17 protein-coding genes are annotated in these 21,071 nt (G+C 62.2%); 4 read left to right on the top strand and 13 right to left on the bottom strand.

From position 1 onward, the window contains the following. From HMPREF1023_RS09180 to HMPREF1023_RS09170, 3 genes are all read right to left on the bottom strand, one after another. On the bottom strand, positions 1 to 1,878 hold a 1,878-nt coding region (locus tag HMPREF1023_RS09180; protein ID WP_009305973.1), incomplete at its 3' end, for a carbohydrate-binding domain-containing protein. A 227-nt stretch (positions 1,879 to 2,105) separates the two neighbouring features. Further along, positions 2,106 to 2,801 (bottom strand): DUF4956 domain-containing protein, encoded by a 696-nt coding sequence (locus HMPREF1023_RS09175; protein ID WP_009305972.1) that lies wholly within the window; start codon positions 2,799 to 2,801, stop codon positions 2,106 to 2,108. A gap of 51 nt (positions 2,802 to 2,852) precedes the next feature. Beyond that, positions 2,853 to 3,797 carry a polyphosphate polymerase domain-containing protein gene (locus tag HMPREF1023_RS09170; RefSeq protein WP_009305971.1) on the bottom strand — a complete coding sequence of 315 codons (945 nt, stop codon included), beginning with the start codon at positions 3,795 to 3,797 and terminating at the stop codon, positions 2,853 to 2,855. A 196-nt stretch (positions 3,798 to 3,993) separates the two neighbouring features. Here HMPREF1023_RS09170 and HMPREF1023_RS09165 point away from each other — a divergent pair, with 196 nt between their 5' ends. From HMPREF1023_RS09165 to HMPREF1023_RS09155, 3 genes are all read left to right on the top strand, one after another. Next, a complete protein-coding gene (locus HMPREF1023_RS09165) occupies positions 3,994 to 4,707 on the top strand; it encodes a response regulator transcription factor (RefSeq protein ID WP_009305970.1) in 714 nt (237 codons plus the stop codon). Then, positions 4,701 to 5,999 carry a cell wall metabolism sensor histidine kinase WalK gene (locus HMPREF1023_RS09160; protein ID WP_009305969.1) on the top strand — a complete coding sequence of 433 codons (1,299 nt, stop codon included), beginning with the start codon at positions 4,701 to 4,703 and terminating at the stop codon, positions 5,997 to 5,999. The genes HMPREF1023_RS09165 and HMPREF1023_RS09160 overlap by 7 nt, the downstream gene beginning before the upstream one ends. A gap of 70 nt (positions 6,000 to 6,069) precedes the next feature. After that, on the top strand, positions 6,070 to 7,347 hold the full coding sequence (locus HMPREF1023_RS09155; protein ID WP_035578769.1) for an MFS transporter: 1,278 nt from the start codon (positions 6,070 to 6,072) through the stop codon (positions 7,345 to 7,347). Positions 7,348 to 7,583: 236 nt separating this feature from the next. Here the strand turns inward: HMPREF1023_RS09155 and HMPREF1023_RS09150 are convergent, their stop codons facing one another. From HMPREF1023_RS09150 to HMPREF1023_RS09135, 4 genes are all read right to left on the bottom strand, one after another. Then, the gene (locus HMPREF1023_RS09150; protein ID WP_009305967.1) at positions 7,584 to 9,266 is read right to left on the bottom strand and encodes an FAD-dependent oxidoreductase; all 1,683 of its coding nucleotides are present in this window, start codon (positions 9,264 to 9,266) and stop codon (positions 7,584 to 7,586) included. Between the two features lie 184 nt (positions 9,267 to 9,450). Next, a complete protein-coding gene (locus tag HMPREF1023_RS16145; RefSeq protein WP_009305966.1) occupies positions 9,451 to 10,827 on the bottom strand; it encodes a helix-turn-helix transcriptional regulator in 1,377 nt (458 codons plus the stop codon). 368 nt (positions 10,828 to 11,195) lie between these two features. Then, a complete protein-coding gene (locus HMPREF1023_RS09140) occupies positions 11,196 to 13,286 on the bottom strand; it encodes a glutamine synthetase III (RefSeq protein ID WP_009305965.1) in 2,091 nt (696 codons plus the stop codon). 172 nt (positions 13,287 to 13,458) lie between these two features. Next, positions 13,459 to 14,922 (bottom strand): helix-turn-helix transcriptional regulator, encoded by a 1,464-nt coding sequence (locus tag HMPREF1023_RS09135; protein ID WP_009305964.1) that lies wholly within the window; start codon positions 14,920 to 14,922, stop codon positions 13,459 to 13,461. 311 nt (positions 14,923 to 15,233) lie between these two features. On the opposite strand from HMPREF1023_RS09135, the gene HMPREF1023_RS09130 reads away from it, so the two are divergent. Further along, positions 15,234 to 17,075: an FAD-binding protein gene (locus tag HMPREF1023_RS09130; RefSeq protein WP_009607954.1), complete on the top strand. Its 1,842-nt coding sequence runs from the start codon at positions 15,234 to 15,236 to the stop codon at positions 17,073 to 17,075. Between the two features lie 99 nt (positions 17,076 to 17,174). On the opposite strand, the gene HMPREF1023_RS09125 is transcribed toward HMPREF1023_RS09130, so the two are convergent. The 6 genes from HMPREF1023_RS09125 to HMPREF1023_RS09100 form a co-directional block, all read right to left on the bottom strand. Further along, positions 17,175 to 17,618, bottom strand: coding sequence for a PIN domain-containing protein (locus HMPREF1023_RS09125; RefSeq protein WP_009305962.1), 444 nt, complete (start codon positions 17,616 to 17,618; stop codon positions 17,175 to 17,177). Continuing rightward, positions 17,602 to 17,874: a type II toxin-antitoxin system RelB/DinJ family antitoxin gene (locus HMPREF1023_RS09120; RefSeq protein WP_009608106.1), complete on the bottom strand. Its 273-nt coding sequence runs from the start codon at positions 17,872 to 17,874 to the stop codon at positions 17,602 to 17,604. Before HMPREF1023_RS09120 ends, HMPREF1023_RS09125 begins: the two co-directional genes overlap by 17 nt. Before the next feature lie 377 nt (positions 17,875 to 18,251). After that, positions 18,252 to 18,986, bottom strand: coding sequence for an EthD domain-containing protein (locus HMPREF1023_RS09115; RefSeq protein WP_009305960.1), 735 nt, complete (start codon positions 18,984 to 18,986; stop codon positions 18,252 to 18,254). A gap of 44 nt (positions 18,987 to 19,030) precedes the next feature. Next, positions 19,031 to 19,522, bottom strand: coding sequence for a nuclear transport factor 2 family protein (locus HMPREF1023_RS09110; protein WP_009305959.1), 492 nt, complete (start codon positions 19,520 to 19,522; stop codon positions 19,031 to 19,033). 12 nt (positions 19,523 to 19,534) lie between these two features. Then, positions 19,535 to 20,284: an SDR family NAD(P)-dependent oxidoreductase gene (locus HMPREF1023_RS09105; protein ID WP_009305958.1), complete on the bottom strand. Its 750-nt coding sequence runs from the start codon at positions 20,282 to 20,284 to the stop codon at positions 19,535 to 19,537. Positions 20,285 to 20,310: 26 nt separating this feature from the next. Beyond that, entirely contained in the window at positions 20,311 to 21,066 is a 756-nt protein-coding gene (locus HMPREF1023_RS09100) for an SDR family NAD(P)-dependent oxidoreductase (RefSeq protein WP_009305957.1), read from the bottom strand. Between the last annotated feature and the right edge of the window lie 5 nt (positions 21,067 to 21,071).

Below are 21,071 nucleotides of genomic sequence, written 5' to 3'. Positions count from 1 at the left end.
GCCCATGCCGCCGGATGCGGTGGTTGACGCGGCGATCTCGGTGGTGGAGCCGCCCTCCACCGTGCCGGAGTCGGTGTAGCCGTCGGCGTTCGCGCCGGTCACGGTGCCTCCGATGACCAGCGAATACGTGCCGCCTTCGACGAACGCGGGGCTGGTGGCCAGCACCATGCCGAACTGCTTGGCCGCCGTGAACGAGGCGACCACCGTGCCGTCGGAGTCTACGACGGCCACGTTTTGGCCGGCCGAGCCGCTGACCGTGGCGAACGCGAAAGGCTGCTCTCCGCTGGTGAAGTTCTGCGCCATTCCGTTGGAGCCCACCATGAGCACCGTTCCGCCGGTCACCGTCGCCGTCAGATCGTAGTCGAACGCTCCGTCGCCGTTGCTCGTGGGGCCGCAGACCAGCAGCACGCCGCCCGTGATCTCCACCGAGCCGTTGCTGTCCACGCCGTCCCCTTGAGCATCGAGCACGGTGTAGCCGCCGTTGATCTGGATGAGGCAGTTCTCGTCGCCCATGCCCATGCCGCCCGCGCCGCCTTCGGCGAATGCATTGTCGGGCGCGCCGCCGTTGAGCTCGCGCTCGTTGGCGCCCTCGCCGTTTCGCTGCGGAGCGCCGGACGGCGGCGTGCCGCCCATCACGTCGGGAGTCTCCACGCCTTCGGGCAGTTCGGGAGCCTCGCCATCCATGCCGTTCACCCCGTCCGGAGGCGTCATCCCGTCGGGAGCACCTTCAGGCGCCTCCATGCCGCCGGGCAGCGCCCCGTCCTCGGAGCCGGGCGCCTCGACCGACGCATCGGCCGCCTCGTCGGCATCGTCGTCGCCGAGATCGGCGGCAGCCGCATTGATGGCGTCGTCGCTGGCCACGATATGGGTGTCGCCGCCGTTGATGTACAGCTTCTCAGCTTCGTAGCCCTCGTAGCACGCCTTCACGTTCACCGTGCCGTCGTCGATGACGAGCTTCGTCTCGACATGGAAGGCATCGTCGCCCGCTTCGATATCGAGCGCGCCGCCCGCCAGCAGGCCCTCGAGGTTGGAGTGCAGCGCGTCGTCCACCGCAGCGATGGAGATGTCGCCACCCGCGATACGCAGGTAGGTTTGCGCATGGATGCCGTCGTCGCCGGCCTCGATGACGAACGTTCCGCCGTCGATGGACACGAATCCCTTCGTGGCTTTCGTATCCTTGTTCGACTTGATGCCGTCGCCGCCCGCGATCAGCGTGAAGTCGCCGTCCGCGATCTTGACGCAGTCGCGTCCGCGCAGCGCGTCTTCCACCGCGTTCACCACATAGGTGCCGCCCGTGATCACAAGGTCGTCCTTCGAGCACACCGCATGGCGGTACGCGCTGGTCACCGTCAAGGCTCCCGTTCCGTTCAACGTGAGGTCGGCACGGCTGAACAGCGTGGCGTACGGCTCGTCGGAGCCGTCTTCGAGCACGTATTCCGCGCCGTCGGTGAGCGCGTTCTGCGTCCCGTCGGCCAGCGTGATGAAGCACTTGTCGGCCTGCTTCACGTACACGGCGGGCCCGTCCTCGTTGTGGATGGTCGCGCCCGCGAGGACGATCTGCACCTTCGCGTCCTCAGGCGCCTCCACCGCCAGCTGCCCGTCGTCGAGCGAACCCGACACCACGTAGACGCCCTCGGCCGTGATGGTCACCGTGGAGCCGTCAACCGTCGCGCCATTGCCCTCCACGCTGGCCGACCCCCCGCCCAGCACGATATGCACGGCGGAAGCATCGTCGTAAGAAGCATCCGTATCGCGCTTGCTGTAGTCGAGATCGAGTGCCGACGCGTCGAAAGCCGCCGCAACCTCGGCAAACGAAGCAGCCTCGCCAGAGTCGGAAGCAGACCCGAAAGAGTCCGCCTCACCCCCATCAACGGCCACCCCAGCAGCCGACCCCCCGCCCCCCAGATCCGACGAACACCCCGCCAGGGAGCCAACCCCCGCTACCAACACGAAAGAAAGCGCAACCGCGACCGCCTTTCGACCAGGCGCGTGGGGCGATGCCCACCAAGCGAGTTCCACAGCGCAGCGAGGACTGTCTGAGCGACTGGGCATCGCCCCACGCGCCCTCCGGAAAAGCCGCAACAAGATTGCTTTCGCCCCCTCCATTACAACACGTCCTTACTCGCAGCAGCGCGCCCGCAGGTGATCTTCAAGTTGCCGTTACGGCAGCGCAGTTCGTCGATCATGCGCTTCTCCGTTCCCGGCTGCTTCATCCGCACCGCATATTCCAGCAGAAACAAGCTTCCCATGTTGGTGGTTTGCACCATCGTCAGCTCGTGCTCATCGGTATAGCGCTTCAGCACGTCGTCGAACACGCCGTCGTACTCCAAGTCGTCGGGAATGGTGATTTTCAGCGTCTTCTCCGGCTCTTTCTGCTTGCCGAAGGGCGACAGCACGTAGCCCACGTTCACGATAGCCACGATGATGGTGAACAGCACGGCCAGCACAATGAAGCCCATGCCCGTGGCCAGGCCGATGGCCATGGCCAGAAACACGCTGCCGATGTCCTTCGCGCTGCCGGGGATGGAACGGAAGCGCACGAGGTTGAACACGCCCATCACCGCGATGCCTGCGCCCAGGTTGCCGTTCACCAGCGTGATCACCATCTGCACGATGAGCGGCAACAGCGCCAGCGTCACCACGAAGTTCTTCGAGTACGTGTGGCGGAACATGTAGATGAGCGCCACCGCCGCGCCCAGCACGATGGACGCGAGGCAGCACAGTAGGAAATCGACGGTGGACACGCCTGCAACGAGCGATTCCGTCGGTCCGAATATCGAGGTCAATGCAGTATCGAGCACAATTGGTTCCTTTCGGGTAGAGAGGGAGGGATTTTCGAACGGTCAGGCACCTCAGCAGCGCGTAGGCGTGTGCGACGGCGCACGGAAGCGACGAGGGCGGCGGCCGCGCAACGCCGCGGCGAACCGCTCGGCCTTCTGCTCGGCGGCCGCTTGGGACGCGCGCGCTGTCGCAAACGACGGCGCGCCGCGATAAGCGGCCATGCAGGCCCGGTACGCTTCCCCGTACTTCGAGAACGACGTCGGGTAGGCCTCGCACGCATCGAGCGCGCGAACGAGCCACAGCGGAAACGGGCCGGACGACTTGATCTCCATCACGGCATCGCCGTCGGGGAGCAGCGGATGCGCTGCAGCTCCGGCATCCCTTGCGAACAGATCGCCGTAGACGATGCGGGTATCGAAGGTGATGCGCAGGTCGTCCGGCACGTCGGTCAGCGCGCGCAAGCCGGTTGCGCCGTCGCCTGCCGCCGCGGCGATCGTCGCGATCGATGCGTACGCAACGCGCTCGCACTCGATGAGCATCGAAGGCCGCAGAGGCCGGTACCGCGCAATGAACTCGTCGATCTCGCGGGCGATCTGCGCGCTGCGCGGCGACAGCGACTCGGCGGCCATCGCCGGATCGGGAAGCGGGAATCGCATGCAAGCCTGCTCGTACGGCGTTCCGCCCAGATAGGCTTCGGCCGCAGCCAACGAGCAGCCTACCCGGCGCTTGTACACGATGCCCTTGTACTTCTTCTTGATCTCCACGAACACGCGGTCGTCGGCCTGCGACGACCCGTAGCTGCGCAAGCGCAGCTTCTCCTTGTACAGCGGCTTGTCCAGCGACCGCTCGATGAGCGCGCGCTCGGGCGTGTCGAAGTAGCGGCTGACGATGCGCGTCCGGCCGAACGCGTCGGGTGCCATGCGACCGCGCAGCGTGGCTGCCATCGCGCGGTGCTGGCGCGCATCCAGGCGGTACTTCACTTCCTTGCGTTCGAATACGTCGGTGAACGTTGTCATGGGATACCGGTCCTTTCCATCAGACACCGCATCCTAGCCGCGCTGCCTGAAAGTTCCCTGAAAGGGCCTGCCTCCGCCCGAGCGCTCGCGCAGAAGCAACACGCTCGCGAAAAGGGCCTTCGCCTGTTTCTTTCAGACGCTTTTCAGGTCTGACGGTACAATGGAAGCTAGGACGCGCGAAAGAAAGCAGGTCGCCATGCAAGTCCTCATCGTTGAAGACGACGTGCGCCTGGCGCAGGCGCTGGCGCACATACTCGCCGAGAACGGCTACCAGACGGACGTCGTGCACGACGGTGCCTCCGGCCTCGCCTACGCCGAATGCGGCGACTACGACGTGATCATCCTCGACGTGATGCTGCCGAAGATGGACGGCTTCGCCGTGGTGGCCCAGCTGCGCCGCAAAAGCATCAGCGTGCCGGTGCTGCTGCTCACCGCGCGCGACGCCGTGCCCGACAAGATCACCGGCCTCGACAGCGGCGCCGACGACTACATGACCAAGCCGTTCGCGCCCGCCGAGCTGCTGGCTCACCTGCGCGCGCTCACGCGCCGCCAGGGCGAAGTGCTGTTCGAGAAGCTGGCCGCCGGCGACCTCGTGCTGAACCTGGAAAGCTACGACCTGGCGTGCGGGTCGAAGTCCATACACCTCAGCTACAAGGAGTTCTCGCTGGCCAAGGTGCTCATGGCGAACGCCGGGCAGGTGGTGTCGAAGGACATGCTCATCGCGAAGGTGTGGGGCGTGGAGTCGAGCGCCGAAGACAACAACGTGGAGGCCTACGTGTCGTTTCTGCGCAAGAAGATGAAGTTCCTGGGATCGACGGCGCGCATCGAGACGCTGCGGCGCGCGGGCTACCGGTTCGTGGCCGATGCCGCGCCCGACGACGCCTCGGAAAGCGCGGGCCTTCCATGCTGAAGAAGCTGCGCGTCAAGTTCATCGCGCTCAACATGGCCACCGTTGCCGTGGTGTTGGCCGTGGTGTTCACCGCCATCTGCGTCATCGACTACCAGCAGAGCGTCGCGCGCGTGCACGAGACGCTCGACGCTGCTCTTGCCCACGCAGGCGACGCGGGCGGCGGCCCGTCGAGCGGCACCCAGCCCGGCGCCCAGGTGCCAGCGGACGCCGCCCGTGCAAACGGAATGCCCCCCGAGATCGGCGGCAAGCGCGGCGGATCGGATCCCGCCATTCCCGTAGCGGTGTTCTCGGTGGAGGCCGACGGCTCGCTGGCAGCTGTTCAAACGCGCACTACGGCGTCCATCGCCGACGACGTGCTGGCGCAGGCCGCGGCCGCGCTGGCCGATCAGCCCGACGGCTCCGGCAGCCTGGACGGCCTAGGGCTGTTCTACGAGAAGCGCACCGTGGGAGGCGCCGCGTACCTCGCGTTCGCGGACATGAGCGCCGCAAGCGGCTGGCAGACCCTGGCCGTCACACTGGCGGGCGTGGGCGCGGCGGCGTTGGCTGCGTTCTTCGTGATCAGCATGTTCTTCTCGCGGTGGGCGCTGGCGCCAGTGGATCGCGCATGGCGCCAGCAGCGCCGGTTCGTAGCCGACGCTTCGCACGATTTGAAGACGCCCCTCACCGTGATCCTCGCGAACACGTCCATCCTGCTGGAGCATCCCGAGCGCAGCATCGCCAGCCAGAGCCAGTGGATCGAGAGCACTCAGCACGAAGCGCAGCAGATGCAGGGCCTGGTAGGCGACCTGTTGCTGCTCGCGCAGGTCGACGAGGGCGCCGCGCCGCCGCCCATGGAGCGGCTCGACCTCACCGACCTGGTGGAAGGCGAGCTGCTGCAGTTCGAGTCCGTGGCGTTCGAGCGCGCCGTCGATTTGCAATCGCAGCTGGACGAGAGCGTCATGGTGCGCGGCAATGCGATGAGGCTGCGCAAGCTGGTGGGCACGCTGCTGGACAACGCATGCAAGTACGCCGACGACGGCGGCAGCGTGAACGTATCGCTGCGCCAAAGCGTGCGCCGCATCGAGCTGGCGGTGCACAACACCGGCTTCGCCATCGCGCCCGAGGATCTCCCCCACGTGTTCGACCGCTTCTACCGCGCCGACAAGGCGCGCACGCGCGACGACAGCGGCTACGGCCTGGGGCTGGCCATCGCGCACGCCATCGCCGAGGAGCACGGCGGCAACCTCGCTGCCGCCAGCGACGACGAGCGCGGCACCACGTTCACCCTCACGCTGCCCACCTTGCCCGCCTGACGACGCTGGCGAAGTCTTCTATACTGGAAGCTCAACCTGGACACACCTGCTTCGCAAGGAGATCTCGCACATGGCACTACACTCGTGGCTCGCACGGCCTCAACGGCGGTTGGGGCCGCTGGGGCTCATCGTGCTGCTGGTCATCACGTCGCTGGTCACGCCGCTTTCGCTGGACATGTACACGCCGGCCGTCCCGCACATGACCGAGCATTTCAACACGTCGGAGAGCATGGTGAACCTCACGCTGGTGGGCTACTTCCTGTTCTTCGCCGTCGGGCTGCTGGCGTTCGGGCCCGCAAGCGACCGCTACGGACGCAAACCCATGCTGCTGGCGGGCATTCTCACGTATGCGCTGGCCAGCGCTTTATGCGCGCTGTCAGTGGACATCGTCATGCTCATCGCCACGCGCATCCTGCAAGCCTTGGGCGCCGGGGCGGTGAGCGCGGTGTCCACGGCGGTGGTGAAGGACGCCGTCGTTCCCGAACGGCGCGAGGCTCTGCTGTCCGTCGTGCAGGTGATGTTCGTGGTAGGGCCCGTGCTGGCGCCGGTGGCGGGCGCGCTCATCCTGCAGGTCGCCGACTGGCGCATGACGTTCTGGGTACTGGCGGGCATCGGCCTTCTGTGCGCCGGGCTGGCGCTGCTGTTCGACGAGACGCTTCCCGTCAGCGAACGCTACGAGGGCACCGTGCTGGGAAGCGTGAAGCAGCTGGGCGCGGTGGCGCGCAACAAGGGGTTCTCGGCGTTCCTGGGCATCGTCGGGCTGTACAACCTGCCGTTCATGGCGTACATCGCCGTCGGTTCGTACGTGTACATCACGTTCTTCGGGCTGACCGAGCTGGAGTACAGCATGTACTTCGCGTTCGCCGCGCTGCTGACGGCTGCGGGGCCGTTCATCTGGCTTGCGGCCTCGCGGTTCATGTCCGCGCGGCGGTTCACCAGCATCCTGCTGGGCATCGCGCTGGCGTCCGGCGCGGCCATGCTGGCCGTGGGCCAAGCGAGCCCGCAGCTGTTCTGCATCACGTTCCTTGCGTTCGCGCTGACGGAGGCTGCCGTTCGGCCGTACAGCACCAACGTCCTGCTGTCGCAGCAGGAAGGCGATACCGGAGCCGCATCGTCGCTGATCAACTTCGCGCACACCGCCATCGGCTGCGTCGGCATGCTTGCCGCCGTACTGCCGTGGCCGAACTACGTGGTGGGCGTGGGCGCCATCATCGTCGGTTCGATGGGCGTCGCCATCGCCGGCTGGGTGGCTCTGCTGCGCTCGAACGTGCCGCTCAGGGGCATCAAGGATGCAGGGAGCGAACCCGCCGCTGCCTCCGACAACGACCTTGCCCCGCAAGAGCGCTAGATAGCTGCGGCTTTCGCACGCTTCATGCAGCTTTAATCTTCTTTCATGATCTTGCGCCTTGCAAGAGGGGCCTGCTCCAACGAGACGCTTGGTTATCTGAGCTCCCTCACAATGGCATAGTCCGATGAGGAGCATAAGCCTAAGGGAACGCACGGCGTGCGCAGGCGGCAAATGCGGCACAAGCCGGAGAGGCTTGCGCCGCATAGGGAGCTGCATCTACTGGGAACCGATTCCTTTTACCTGCGCGCCGCGCAATGCTTCCCAGCCAGGTAACCGTGAACGATCGCAAAAGCGTTCGACATGCCCGGCAACGATGCTTCATAATGGTTGCCGAAGCGTCGTCCAACCACGTTGCCCGCAGCGTAGAGTCCGGGAATCGCCCCGTTCGAACCGCAAACCTCCAGATCAGGCGAGCAGAGCACGCCGCTCATCGTATGAATGAACGACTGCTGCGCCCTGATCGCGTAAAACGGCGCGGTCTCGATCGGATACAAGTAGCGACTAGGCTTGGCGAAGTCGGAATCGAACCCTTGGGCGACCATTTCGTTGTACCGGTCGATCGAGGCCTTCAGCACCTCTGGATCGACCTCCATCTCGGAAGCGAGCTCCTCGATCGTGTCCGCCTTTACGTTCGGGCTCTTCGACATCGTCTCCTCGTCCAGCCCGCTCTCCATGACGCCGAACATGCATATCGGCTTCATGTCCGCAGTCTGCTGAGCATAGTTCGCATCGACGATCTTCCAAAAATGAGCGCCCTTCTCTGCGGCGCACGGCTGATCGTATGCGATACGGCCGATTATCATGAACGCATTAGCCTCGTTGGCGAACCGCTCGCCGATGGAGTTCACGCCCATGTACGGCAGCAGCCCAGCCTCCGCTACGCTGGGCCACCCCATCGTAGCGACGGGATTGTCCTCCATGACACCGCCTGCCCAGATGCACATCTTATGGCCGTCTCCCGTATCCAAACGACCCTTCGGCTGCTCGTCTGATTCCATGTAGGAGGTGTATGCGTTGCAGTCGTACATATCCTTGGCGATCGTTTCAGGCAGCAACGCCGTGCACATGTCTTCGTTACCTGCAAAGTCCCCCGTACACACGATAACGCCCTTTGCCGCCTTGATCCGCAGATACGACCCGTCTTCGGCCTGCGCGACGGCTCCACCCACCGCGCCGTTATCCGTTTGCTCCAGGTACAAACCAGGCGTGTTGTACTTGACCTGCGCTCCAGACTTCACCGCTTCGGAAGTCAGCGCATCGAGAAGATACTTTTCGCGTTCCTTCCCCTCTTCGATGAAGTGATCCCATCCCGTGGTGAAGCTGCCGGGGATCGTGATGTAGGGCTCCTTGCTTGGATCGACGCCTTCGGGGTACTGCGTGAAGGGCATGCCTATAACAACCCCGTTCGCTTCGGCTTTCTCCAAAAGCCAATCCATGATCGCACCGCTTTCGTGCGCCCAGGTTGCCCAAAACGACGTGTCGCACAGCGGCCCGTATTTAACAAGCTCGTTGTTGAGCACCTCTTCCGGGTCGAGGGTCACTCCAGCCTCCACCTGCTTTTCGTAACCGATTGCAGAATGGAAGATGCCGCCGTAACGCGAGCAGCTGTGCTTTTCGATAAGGATGGCATTCGCGCCTTCCTCAACAGCCGCATTCAAGGCGCATAGCCCGGAAAGCCCGCCGCCGATTACAAGCACATCGCACTCCAACGTTTCGGCGATATCGCCTTCGTCGATCGTCTGAGGAGCGCCAAGCCAATCGACAGCCCCTCCATCGCCAGCGCTCTTGCCGTTTTTTTCGACGGCCGATTCGCTTTCCTTTTTCGGCGCGCAACCTCCAAGAAGCATGCCCGTAGAAGCGACAGCTCCTGCAAGCACAGACCCCTTCAGAAACGAGCGTCGATCCATCGTTGATTCCATACGTCCCTCCTTGGTCGTTCGCTTGCCCGACTGCAAGCAGGACCAAGGGTACGGATCCGACGGAAGGTTTACATCGGAGGAAGCGGGTGATCATCGCAATCGATGAGCTGAGCTGGATGCATGTCAAACAGATCACCGGAAAAGTACTACTGCCATCTCAACGCCCCGCATCCTGCGCCTTCGCTTAAAACTTCGAAACAAGCTCCTTGCGCGAAGACACGCCCGTCTTCTTGTATACGTTCCCCACATGCGTTTTGACGGTATTCGTGCTTATGAAGAGCCGCTCCGCTATTTCCTCGTACGTCAGCCGATTGAGCAGCAATAGAAGGACCTCTCGCTCTCTCATAGTGAGGTCGTACCGCTCGAACGCCGCATCGTCGAGCGAAAGCTCCGAAAGCCTGACGGAATCGTCGGCGATAGATTCAGCATGAAGCTTCGAGGGCGCGTCTCGTCTGCGCGAGAATAGGAATATGCAACATACTAATATAATGTAGATCATCACCGATGAAGCAGCGCTCGCAAACTCAGAAGGAAGCAGGGCCCCTACTAGCTGCCCCGAATTGTCAGCCAGCGTAAACACACCCAAGATGAACAACAGCTTCGACTGGGGCTTTTCGGATGGAGCGCTGAGCACCGCCGCGTAGTAGTACTGCAGCATAAGAAAAGACACGAAGCCCGCATTCCCCACAATCGCTGGAACTACCTGGTTCAACGATGCAAGGGGCAACAACGCCATGCTCGCCGCAGTCAACGGAGCCACCACAACCGCGAACTGCTTCACCAAACCCCAACGCTGTCGCGAGAAGTAAACCGCCAACAAGAGCGCCGCGGCGACGAAGGTGCCCGCCAGCACGAGCGGCAACGCCGCGCTTGCCCAACCTTCCCCGACTTGCGAGACCATGTTGCGCACAAGACCGTAAGGAAGCCCTATCAAGAAGGCCAAAAATGCAAGCTGCCCCACATTCGCATCGAGCGCAACGGACGGTTCGCGATTCTCGTCTGCACCCACGCGGCTCGAGGCATGCATTAACAGCAAAGACAACGTGCCGAACACCATGGCAACCGGAATCGCAGGAATCTCAAGAATGTTCACCGCCGCAAAAAGGAGCAGCGCGATACCTTGCTCCACGGCGCAAAGCAAAAGAATGTCTCGATGCCTGCAGCGGGCATGAAGGCATCCGTACAAGGCGAACACGATGCCGATACCCGTCCCCGAAAGAAGCGAGCCAGCGAACGCCAAAGCAGATTCTGTGGCGGCGAGAGGAAAGCACGCTAGACCGCCGATAACGCAGAAGAATGCCGCAATATAGGTTCGAGTCCCTCCGTATGCCCGACGAAGCCGAGGAGAGAACATAAGCACCACGAACACCACGAGAGTTGCAAGCACGCACGAAAGCCAAATAATGTCGGGAAAACCGACAATCGGATCCAAAGAGACGATATCGTTTTGGTACAGAGTGAGAAAATGGCAGCACCACCACAACGCGCCACCGATCACCAGAAAACGCCACTTCCGCAGAGAGGCAAGGGCTTCTTCGAAAAGCCGTCCCTCGGCTTTCATCAATACAACCTCCGTCAGACATCGAAGGATTCATCAGGCTTTGCACTCGTATGGCGCAACGAAAACGAGTATACACCCTCGCGAACTGCTTCCACCGATCCGTGACGCCGAAAACGCTTCCGCACGGTAAAAGCGAGGCGGTTTGGTAATCCTATGGCAAAGGTAGAATATCAGGCGATACTTTCCCACCTGGGGAAATAACGGACCTGCCTTACATTCGACTACATTTGCGCGAAGCAGAGCGCCTTCAAAGTTACCAGGCTTCGTTTTTGCCGTCAAACCTCGCTTTTGCCGGCAGGCCTCGATTCCAACCGCCCCCAACAACGCGAGCGGCCCCGGCATAGCCGGGGCCGCTGGAAGCGTTTCGCTTACACGTAGAACAGGATGTCGTTGTACGTGGGAACGGGCCAGTGGTCGCGATCGACGAGGACTTCGAGCCCGTCGACGGCGGCGCGCAGCCTGTCCATGACGGGGATGACCTCGTGCGCGTAGGTGTTCGCCTTCTCCTGCTCGCTCTCGATCTCCAGCGTCTCGTGGTGCAGCTTGCCCAGGGCGCGCAGCTGCGTGTCGATCTCCTTGATGCCCAGCAGCAAACGGCGCAGCAGCTCTTCCTGCTGGTCGGTGTCGGCACCGGCGCAAGCCGACCGGATGGCGTTGATGTGGCCGGCCACCTCGGCGGCGTAGCTGTTGATGGCGGGCAGGTAGGCGCGGCGCACCATGCGCTTCATCGTGCGCGCCTCGATGTTCAGCAGCTTGTTGTACTTCTCCAGCTTCACCTCGTAGCGGCTGCGCACTTCGGTTTCCGTGAGCACGCCGAACTCCTCGAACAGCGCGATGCTCTTCGGTTCGACGAAGCACGGCAGGGCGTCGGCCGTCGTAGGATGGTTCGCCAGGCCGCGGCGCTCCGCCTCCCGCGTCCATTCTTCCGAATAGCCGTTGCCGTTGAAGATGATGCGCTGGTGCGCCGTCAGCACGTCGCGGATGTAATCGATGGCGGCGGCTTCGAATTCCTCGCCGGCCTTGCCCTCCATCGCGTCGGCGAAGTCCTTGAGGCTCTTCGCCATGGCCGTGTTCAGGATCATGTTGCAATCCGACAGGTTCACGCCCGAGCCGGGCATGCGGAACTCGAACTTGTTGCCGGTGAACGCGAACGGCGAGGTGCGGTTGCGGTCGGTGTTGTCCTTGAGGAAGTTCGGCAGCACGGCCACGCCCAGGTCCATGGCCACTTTCTCGGCGTTCGTGTACTCGTGGTCGTCGATGAGCGCGTCCACGATAGCGTCTAGCTCGTCGCCCAGGAAGATGGAGATGATGGCCGGCGGCGCCTCGTCGGCACCGAGGCGATGGTCGTTGCCCGCGGACGCCACCGACATGCGCAGCAGCTCCTGATAGTCGTCCACCGCCTGGATGACGCCCGCGAGGAACACGAGGAAGCGCAGGTTGTCCATGGGGCTCTCGCCGGGGTCGAACAGGTTCTTCTTGCCGGCCGACAGCGACCAGTTGTTGTGCTTGCCCGAGCCGTTGATGCCCTCGAACGGCTTCTCGTGCTGCAGGCACACGAGACCGTGATGGCTGGCCAGCAGGCGCATCTTCTCCATGGTGAGAAGGTTCTCGTCCACGCCGCGATTCACGTTCGTGAAGATGGGAGCCAGCTCGTGCTGCGCCGGAGCCACCTCGTTGTGCTTCGTGCGAGCCGGCACGCCGAGCGCCCACAGCTCGTTGTCCAGTTCCTTCATGAACTCGTTGACGGTGGGACGGATGGCGCCGAAGTAATGCTCGTCGAGCTCTTGGCCCTTGCAGGGGGCGTAACCGAACAGGGTGCGGCCCGTCATGATGAGATCCTGGCGCTTGGCATAGGCCTTCTCGGACACGAGGAAGTATTCCTGCTCGGCGCCCAGCGTGGGCACGATGCGCTGACGCGGCTCGCCGAACAGGGCCAGCACGCGGTTGGCCTGCTCCTCCACCGCGCTCATCGAGCGCAAAAGCGGCGTCTTCTTGTCGAGGGCCTCGCCGGTGTAGGAGCAGAATGCCGTCGGGATGCACAGCACCTCGTCCTTGATGAAGGCGTAGGAGGTGGGGTCCCAGGCGGTGTAGCCGCGGGCCTCGAAGGTGGCGCGCAGGCCGCCGGACGGGAAGCTGGAGGCATCGGGCTCGCCCTGGATCAGCTCTTTTCCGGAGAAGCTCATGATGGCGCGGCCGTCGCTGCAGGGGTCGAGGAAGCTGTCGTGCTTCTCCGACGTGATGCCGGTCAGGGGCTGGAACCAATGCGTGAAGTGGGTGGCGCCCTTCTCGATGGCCCATTCCTTCATGGCGTGGGCCACGACGTTCGCTACCTCGATCTCGAGGGGCTTGCCCTCTTTCATGGTTTTGATCAGGCTCTTGTACGTGGCAGACGGCAGACGCTCCTGCATCGTATGCTCGTTGAATACCATCGAGCCGTAGATTTCCGAAACCTTCGCCATGAGAATGAGCTCCTTACTCGTTGCGTTCAAGGCGGTGCGCGGCCTCCCGCGACGCGCGCGGATGAACCACCCGCATACGATAGCACGGCCGCAGGTCAAACCGCATGATCAATACGCCGTAATCAAACTAACGGCGAAATGTTTCAAGAAGTTTTCGAACCCGAAGGGCAGTTTACAGCGCCTCCTCGGCAAGCTCGCCCTCCTCCTGCATGCCGAGCGCACGTTGTTCGGCCACCACAGCTGCCAGCAGATCCTGCTGAGAGTGAATGCCCATCTTGCGGTAGATGTTGCGCACATGCGTTTTCACCGTCTCCTTCGACAGCGTAAGCTCGTCGCAAATGGCCGCACGGCTGGATCCGCGCGCAAGGAGCGCGAACACCTCCTGCTCGCGCGCGGTCAGATCGTTGCGATGGCACACCAGCTCGCATCCGCGCTCGAAGCTATCAGGAAGCTCCTCCATGTCGCCGGGACGCACCATGCCCCAGCCGGTTTGCAGGTTCTTGCGGTCGCACATCACCAGCGAGCTTGCCAGCAGCACGAACACCATCACCGTAGCCAGATCGCTCGCCGTCTCGACCGACAGCGGAAGCACCCAGAGCGTCGCGCTCGCTACTAGGGCGCCGGCGATCTGGCCCAACAGCAAAAAGCACGTCGTAATGGCAAACACCCAGTTGGCGGGCAGTCCGCGCTTGCTGATGAGCAGCGCGCACAGCGCCCACATCATGATATCAACGAAGCGGTACCCCATCGCTTGCACGAACAATCCCGGCAGCGCATCGGGCCCCGCCAAGGCCAGGAACAAGAAGCCCAGCGACATGATGAGAAATCCCACCTGGTAGATCAGCTGGTTGAAGTCCATGCGGAAGAACAGCGCACACGTAAACAGCACGAGGGCAGACACCGCGAAGCTGGCTGCCGACAGGGCGACCACCGGCTCGTCGTGTCCGCCCATGAGCAGCACTGCCTGCACGATGCCGAACGACAGTCCTTGGACGAACGCCGTGGCCAGAAACTTGCGCGGCACATGAAGAGGAGCGTCCAAACCGTGCGCTAGCAGATCGGGTGTCACCGGAGCGTCGCGCATGAGCAACGCCATGCTTGCGGCGGGGATGACGAGCGCCGCTGCCCACACCGCCGCCTCAGGCAACAACGTGATGCACACGGTAAGAAGGGCAGCCACCACGGTTCCCACCACGCCGTGCAGAATGGTGGTGCGCGGTCCCAGATCGCCCAAGATGCGACCCCATTCCACATGAAGGCACGCCGTGCCCGCGCCCATGAGAAGACCGCCCAGGCACACCGCCGCGACGTTCACCAGCTCCACGGTCAAAGGCGAGAAGGAAAGGATGCCGCACGTAGTCACGCCGATCGACATGGAGGCCGGCACGGCAATGCGGTACCATCGCCCTTGCGGCACAATCCTCCTCGCCTTCAGCAGCACGCCCAACACCAAAAACGTACAGGCGTACGCCGACAGCGGCACGACCCATCCAGGCAGCGGAAAGTCGAGCGCCGCGAGAAACGGCGGGTTGAAAAACGTGGTTTGGAACACAAGCCACACCCATGTCCAGAACAGGCCGAAGCCCATCGACAGCCGCGGATGCGCGCGCATCTCGCGGCGAAACGAGCGCAGCATGCCATGACGCTCTTGCCACCCCGTTAAAGCGCAGCGCGATGCGGCCTCCCCGCCGCGGCCATCCTGTACATTCGGCACGGTCAACATCGCCCCTCCCCGAGCTGCTTGATTCCGTGGTTGCATGGTAGCACAGAGCAAGCATGCGTCAGTGTCTCGCCTCTACCCCTTCCGGGGGTAGATTCGGTTTCCGGCGATTTACCACGCAAGGGGGATGGCGGGACGCGTTGGAATTTCAGTATGGTCTACGCCAAGAGCTCGGTCGCTTCCATCTTGAGCGACCGACGACCATCAGGGAGAGAGGGAGTTCCATTATGTCGAAGAATGAACGCGCCGCACGCACTTCAACAGGGGTTTCTCGTCGCCAGTTCCTCATTGGAGCAGGACTTGCAAGCCTTGGCGCCGCAGGAGCCGGCCTCGCCGGCTGCGCCCCCAGCACGCAAGCCGCCGACGAAACAGCTACCGCAAGCGGCGCAATCGACTCCGCGAGCCTCGCCGGCAACCCCTTGGGAGCCAACGCGGCCGTCGAATGGTCGTTCATGACGCCGCCGGCCGACATCCCCGCCGACCAGATCACGGGAACCGAGGACGTGGACGTGCTCGTAGTGGGCTGCGGATTCGCCGGCGCCATCGCCTCGGTCGCCGCAGCGCAGGAGGGCGCGAAAACGCTGTGCATCGACAAGTGCAACACGTACTCCGGACGCGGCGGACACATCACGGCCTACGGATCGAAGCTCGTGAAGCAATACGTGAATGAGGGTTGGTTCAAAGAGGCCGACTACGCGCACATCGTGCGGCGCCTGATCGAGTGGGCTACCGGCCGCGTGAAAGAACCGCTGCTGTGGCAATTCGCCAAGAAATCGGGCGCGTGCATGGACTGGCTGGTCGACCTCGTGGCCGAATCGGGCTTGAAGCCCACACTGTGGGCCGGCTACTACAAGGGCCCCGACTACACCGAGGAGCCCATCACGCACTTCTTCTACGACGACACCACCGACTTCGTGTACCTCGACGGCGTGTCGAAGGGCCTGGGCATGGCCGTGCTCATCCCCGCCGTCATCGAGCAGGGCGAGAAGCTGGGCGTCGAGTACCGTTACGAAACGCCATGCGCTCGCCTGCTGCGCGAAGGCAACGGGCCCGTGACGGGCGCCATCGTGGGCGAGGAAGGGTCGTACAAGCAGATAAACGCGAAGTCCGTGATCATCGCCACCGGCGACTACCTGGACGACGACGAGATGCGCACGCGCTACCAGCCCTTCACTTGGCATGCCGACAGCCGCCTGTACATCCCCTTCGGCATTTCCACGGGCGATCTGCACAAGCAGGCCATGTGGATTGGCGGGGCCATGCAGGAGTCCGAGCCGCACTGCGCCACCATCCATCTGGAGTCCGGTGCGCAAAGCTACAACTTCCTGCACGTCAACAAGAACGGCCAGCGTTTCATGAACGAGGACGTGAACACGCAGTCGAAGTCGTGCGTGAAGTCGTACCAACCCGAGGGCAAGGCGTTCACCATCTACGATGCGAACTCGCTGGAATCGTTCGCCCAGTCGTGCAACGACGGCATCTCGGGCGGCATCTCGTCCGATCAGCAGTACCGCCGCTTCGGTGTGCCGTTCGACATGGACGTAGAGCTGAAGCTGCGCCAGGCGAAGATCGACCAGGGTCTGCTGTTCCAAGCCGACACGCTGGACGAGCTGGCTGAAAAAGCGGGGATCGACGCCGAGGGGCTCAAGGCCACCGTCGCACGCTACAACGAGCTGGCCGCGAAGGGCAACGACGACGACTTCGGCAAGCGCCCGGAAATCCTGTGGCCCATCGATACGCCGCCCTACTTCGCAGGCCAACTGGTGTCCACGCTGCTGGCAGCGTCGGGTGGGCTGCGCCAGGATACGGAATGCCACGTCCTCGACGAGGAGAACAACCCCATCGAAGGCCTGTACGTGTGCGGTGCCGCAGGCGGCGAATACTTCTCGAACGACTACCCCACCATCTGCCCCGGCACGAACCATGGTCGCTGCCTGACGTTCGGTCGCATCGCCGGCATCAACGCCGCCGGAGGAGATGCCGACAAGGAGATAGCCGATCTCGAGATCGTCAGCGGCATGATGCCCGAGGAAGACCGCGTCAACACCGTGACGGCCTCGGCGAAGTAGCCCTCCCTTTCGATGCTCGGGACGCCCTGCGCATCCCGAGCATCGAATCCCAAGCCCCGCCGGTTCCCTCCCACCGCGCGGGGCTTCTTTTCGAACGCGCTACCACTCCACTTCTTCGTAGTCCAAGCCCTGCTCGCGCAGACGGGCGAACAGCTCTTCAGGGGTGACGGCTTCGACAGGAGACGCTTTGAAGTCCTTGACGTTGCGCGTGACGATGTAGTCCGCTTTGATTTTCGCGGCGCATTGGGCGACAAGGCAATCCTCGAAATCCGCCCAGCGCAAGCCGAGGGCCCGCCTTGCATCCTCCGGCGATACCCCTACGATCTGAAGGAACGACAGATTATGCTCGATCATCTCCTGGGCAGCATCGCTGCCGTGGTCCTTGCGCAGCAGATAGTAGATGTCGGTCAGCATATTCACGCTAATGTAGGTGGACGCTTCCTGGACCACTCCCAGCAGGCATACGCGGCGCGACAGCTCATAAAACGGTTCGCGTCGACCGATATGGTCGAGAATGATGTTGGTATCAAGCATCAAATCCATAGCGATCCTTCAAACGCGCTTCCCGCAGCTCTTCGTCGGACATCGTCAAAGGACGCTTCGTGTGCACCTGATCGAACGCCTCGATGCGACGGCGCAACTCATCCCTATCGGGCTTCTCGCTCTTCTCGAAAGGAAGGCCGTCGTGTTTCACGGTGTATTCGAACAGGCGCCTGACGGCCGAGGACGGCGTGTAGCCTTCACGCCGCATGATCGCGGCAGCGCGCTCCTTCATATCGCCGTTCAACCGCACGGTCATAACCGACTCCATTGTGCCTCCCATCGACGTATTACGTGTACTACAGTATAGAGGGAAGCGTCGCAACCCGCAACCGGGTTCCTACTTGTGCGCGTGGGCGCAAAACGGCACCTATGACAATTTCGACAGAGGGATTAAAGCGGTTCAAGCTGGCAATGCGGAAAACGCCTCCGCATACAGCCAGGTCACGAATTCCACCACTCGCTAAAAACCAAGTTCTCCAAAACGAACTTTGTCATAGCTTGCCATTCGGGGACAACTCGGAGCGAGGGAGCGGTCGAAACGGGAGCGAGGCGAGACAAGCCCCTAGCTTCGCCTCAAAAGCCTACAGCCCGCCTCCGAGGAAGCGGGCTGTCAATCCGTCTCGCATTATCAGCCTATAGGCAGTACCCTCCGCGTGCCGACCCGGCCACAACGGGATGGGTCTCGACGAGGTAGGTGTCAACCGAGCCGATGAACTCGGATCCATGAGCCGTCAATCGTTGGAATTCTTTGGAATCGTAGAAGCACTCGAAGGCATCCATGTCCTCGAAATAGAACTCGGCCATGCCATCGCAGGGAAGCTTCTCGCTGGAAACGCTCGCCCCGTCTACGAATCGGTCGATCACGAGGTTTTGATTGTAGCCCGCATGGCCGGGAGCAGCCTCCACCAGCTTCGCGTGAGCATAACACCACTCTCGACGGAATTCGGCCACGCTCACCCCCTCCGCTCGATTCAAGAACGACACGCGATGAACCAGGTTCTTTCCCCGCAGATACGGAGGAACCTCGCGCACCACGTTGCGGGAAAACACCAGGATGTCGCACAAGCGCTTCTGCAAAAGGACCTCGGCGTCGTCGAGAAGGGCGTTACCGGTTTCGGCATCCAACGACTGAACCCCTTCGAGCATTTCGCTGTACGTATCGAAATGAAGCTCCGAATACCCGTCGATATCGATGACGCCTCCCATAATCGGGTGACGATGCTCGTTGTCAATGACGAGATTCTGGTTGCAAACTCGCAGGTTCTTCATTCCCGCAGCAATCGGCCCGTGGATATGCAGCCAATGATGCGAGAACGATTCCTGGGTGAACTTGTCGTTCTTCTTAAGCAATCCGCACCGAACAATCACGTGCTCGCTCCCTTCGTTGGACAGGGCCCGCATCAAGCCAACCCTCACATCATGAAAACCTGGTAGGCGTTCGCGCAGTCTTCGTAGCGCTTTTTGATGTTCGCCTCGCCCCGCAGATACGTCAGCGACATCTTGGCGAAGTACCATCGTCCGTCGATCTTCACGTACTCGTTGTCATAATGGGCACGACCCACGAACTCGCCTCCGCGCTGTGCATCGTACAGATCGTCTTGGAGCGACCAATGCGAACGCGCCGTTTCTTCGCCCGTCAGCTCGATCCAATGATGGTGTCCTTGATGGCTCGACGTGACGCCGTCTGCGAACTTGGCTCGCATCGTGGCGAGCATCCCCTCTCGTCCTTCGTAGAGCCCTCCTGTCGTGTTGTTGGCGAACACGAAATCTTCCACAAGGCATGCCCGCAGGCCATCCCAGTCTTTGGCATCGAGGGTATCCCAATACTCGGCCTGCAACCGCTCGATCGCCCTCATGTCCTCCAAGTCCCCGATGCGCTTCTCAAGCTCCTCAACAGTTGCCATAACTCCCTCTTCCTAGGTCAAGCTGAAACCGCCTTCGTTGTAGATGGTCTCGCCCGTAATGAACGAAGCGTCTTCCGAAGCCAGAAACAGCGCGACGTCGACCGTCTCGCGAACTTCGCCGTAGCGTCCGAAGGGCATCTTCGCCAGGAACGCAGCGCTCCGCTCAGGATCGTTGATCGTTCCGGCGGCAATGCGCGTTTTGGATGTGCCGGGAGCTATCGCGTTCACATGAATGCCGTACTTCGCCAGCTCGAGCGCCATCACCTGCGTAAGCATTTTGACGGCGGCTTTCGAGGGGCAATAGGGAGTGATGCCGCCGATGGTCTTGCGGGAGCTGTTCGAGCTCGTGTTCACGATGTAGCCCTTCACGCCAAGCTCGACCATCGTGCGCGCAACAGCCTGGCCGACGTAGAATTCGCCGTTCAGATTCGTGGCCATCACATCGAGCCATCCCTCCTTGCTGCACTCCAGAAACGGCTCCCGATGGCAGATGCCGGCATTGTTCATCAAAACGTCGATACGCCCGTATCGATCGATGACCTTCTGCACGCTTTCCTGCACCTGATCGTAGTCGCGCACATCGCAGTGCACGCAGAAAACGTGATCGTTGCCCCCGAACACCTCTTCCATCGTATCGTCCTCGATGTCGAAGATGGCAACCTGGGCACCCTCCTTCACGAGTTGCTCGACCATGCCGCGCCCAAGACCGTTGGCACCGCCGGTTACCAGGGCTATCTTGTCAACAAACCGCTCTCTTTCCATTGTCGTCCTCCTAATCTAACGCACAGCTAGAGGCTCTGCCCACCATCCTCGAAGATGATTTCCCCCAACATGAAGGAAGACTCTTCCGAAGCGAGGAACAGCGCCGCATCCACGGCCTCCTTCACTTCGCCGTAGCGGTGCATGGGAATATCGTTCAAGAACTGCTCGTTCATGTGCGGGTTCAAACGCGTCGGCTCGCTCATGCGGGTTTTCGTCGTACCGGGTCCAAACGCGTTGACGCGTATGTCGTATTCGGCAAGCTCTTTGGCGAACTGCTTGGTGAACACGGCGATGGCAGCCTTGGATGCGGGATACGCGCCAAGGTACTTCGGTATGAAACGGAAGGTGTTCGAAGACGTGTTCACGATAACGCCCTTCGTCTTCTTCGCCACCATGGCTTGGGCAACGGCCTGCGCCACGTAGAACGACCCGTTCACGTTGGTGGCGATCACACGATCCCAAGCATCTTTAGGACAGGTGAGCATACCGTACTTCTGCCCGTCCTTGATGCTGATGCCCGCGTTGTTCATGAGGATGTCGATGCGGCCGAAGCGTTCGACGGCCTCGTCGACCATGCGGTGCACGGCATCGTAATCGGTGATATCGCACGGTATGGTATGAACGCGATCCTCGTCGCCGAACGCATCCTCTAACGTATCGTGCTCGATGTCGACGGCAACCAGCTTCTCGGCGCCTTCCGCAAGGAAACACTTGACCATGCAACGCCCGATACCGTTCGCCGCACCCGTGACCAGCACGATCTTGTTATCGAACCGAGCCATGACAC

Origin of the sequence: Eggerthella sp. 1_3_56FAA (genome assembly GCF_000185625.1) — a bacterium.
GTDB lineage: Bacteria > Actinomycetota > Coriobacteriia > Coriobacteriales > Eggerthellaceae > Eggerthella > Eggerthella lenta.
This window is presented reverse-complemented; position numbering and strand designations above follow the sequence as displayed.

Bases quoted from the DNA above. Each gene is read 5' to 3' on its own strand.
- HMPREF1023_RS09170 (WP_009305971.1), bottom strand. From the start codon at position 3,797: ATGACAACGTTCACCGACGTATTCGAACGCAAGGAAGTGAAGTACCGC.
- HMPREF1023_RS09165 (WP_009305970.1), top strand. From the start codon at position 3,994: ATGCAAGTCCTCATCGTTGAAGACGACGTGCGCCTGGCGCAGGCGCTG.
- HMPREF1023_RS09160 (WP_009305969.1), top strand. From the start codon at position 4,701: ATGCTGAAGAAGCTGCGCGTCAAGTTCATCGCGCTCAACATGGCCACC.
- HMPREF1023_RS09155 (WP_035578769.1), top strand. From the start codon at position 6,070: ATGGCACTACACTCGTGGCTCGCACGGCCTCAACGGCGGTTGGGGCCG.
- HMPREF1023_RS09150 (WP_009305967.1), bottom strand. From the start codon at position 9,266: ATGGAATCAACGATGGATCGACGCTCGTTTCTGAAGGGGTCTGTGCTT.
- HMPREF1023_RS16145 (WP_009305966.1), bottom strand. From the start codon at position 10,827: ATGAAAGCCGAGGGACGGCTTTTCGAAGAAGCCCTTGCCTCTCTGCGG.
- HMPREF1023_RS09140 (WP_009305965.1), bottom strand. From the start codon at position 13,286: ATGGCGAAGGTTTCGGAAATCTACGGCTCGATGGTATTCAACGAGCAT.
- HMPREF1023_RS09135 (WP_009305964.1), bottom strand. From the start codon at position 14,922: ATGCTGCGCTCGTTTCGCCGCGAGATGCGCGCGCATCCGCGGCTGTCG.
- HMPREF1023_RS09130 (WP_009607954.1), top strand. From the start codon at position 15,234: ATGTCGAAGAATGAACGCGCCGCACGCACTTCAACAGGGGTTTCTCGT.
- HMPREF1023_RS09125 (WP_009305962.1), bottom strand. From the start codon at position 17,618: ATGGATTTGATGCTTGATACCAACATCATTCTCGACCATATCGGTCGA.
- HMPREF1023_RS09120 (WP_009608106.1), bottom strand. From the start codon at position 17,874: ATGACCGTGCGGTTGAACGGCGATATGAAGGAGCGCGCTGCCGCGATC.
- HMPREF1023_RS09110 (WP_009305959.1), bottom strand. From the start codon at position 19,522: ATGGCAACTGTTGAGGAGCTTGAGAAGCGCATCGGGGACTTGGAGGAC.
- HMPREF1023_RS09105 (WP_009305958.1), bottom strand. From the start codon at position 20,284: ATGGAAAGAGAGCGGTTTGTTGACAAGATAGCCCTGGTAACCGGCGGT.
- HMPREF1023_RS09100 (WP_009305957.1), bottom strand. From the start codon at position 21,066: ATGGCTCGGTTCGATAACAAGATCGTGCTGGTCACGGGTGCGGCGAAC.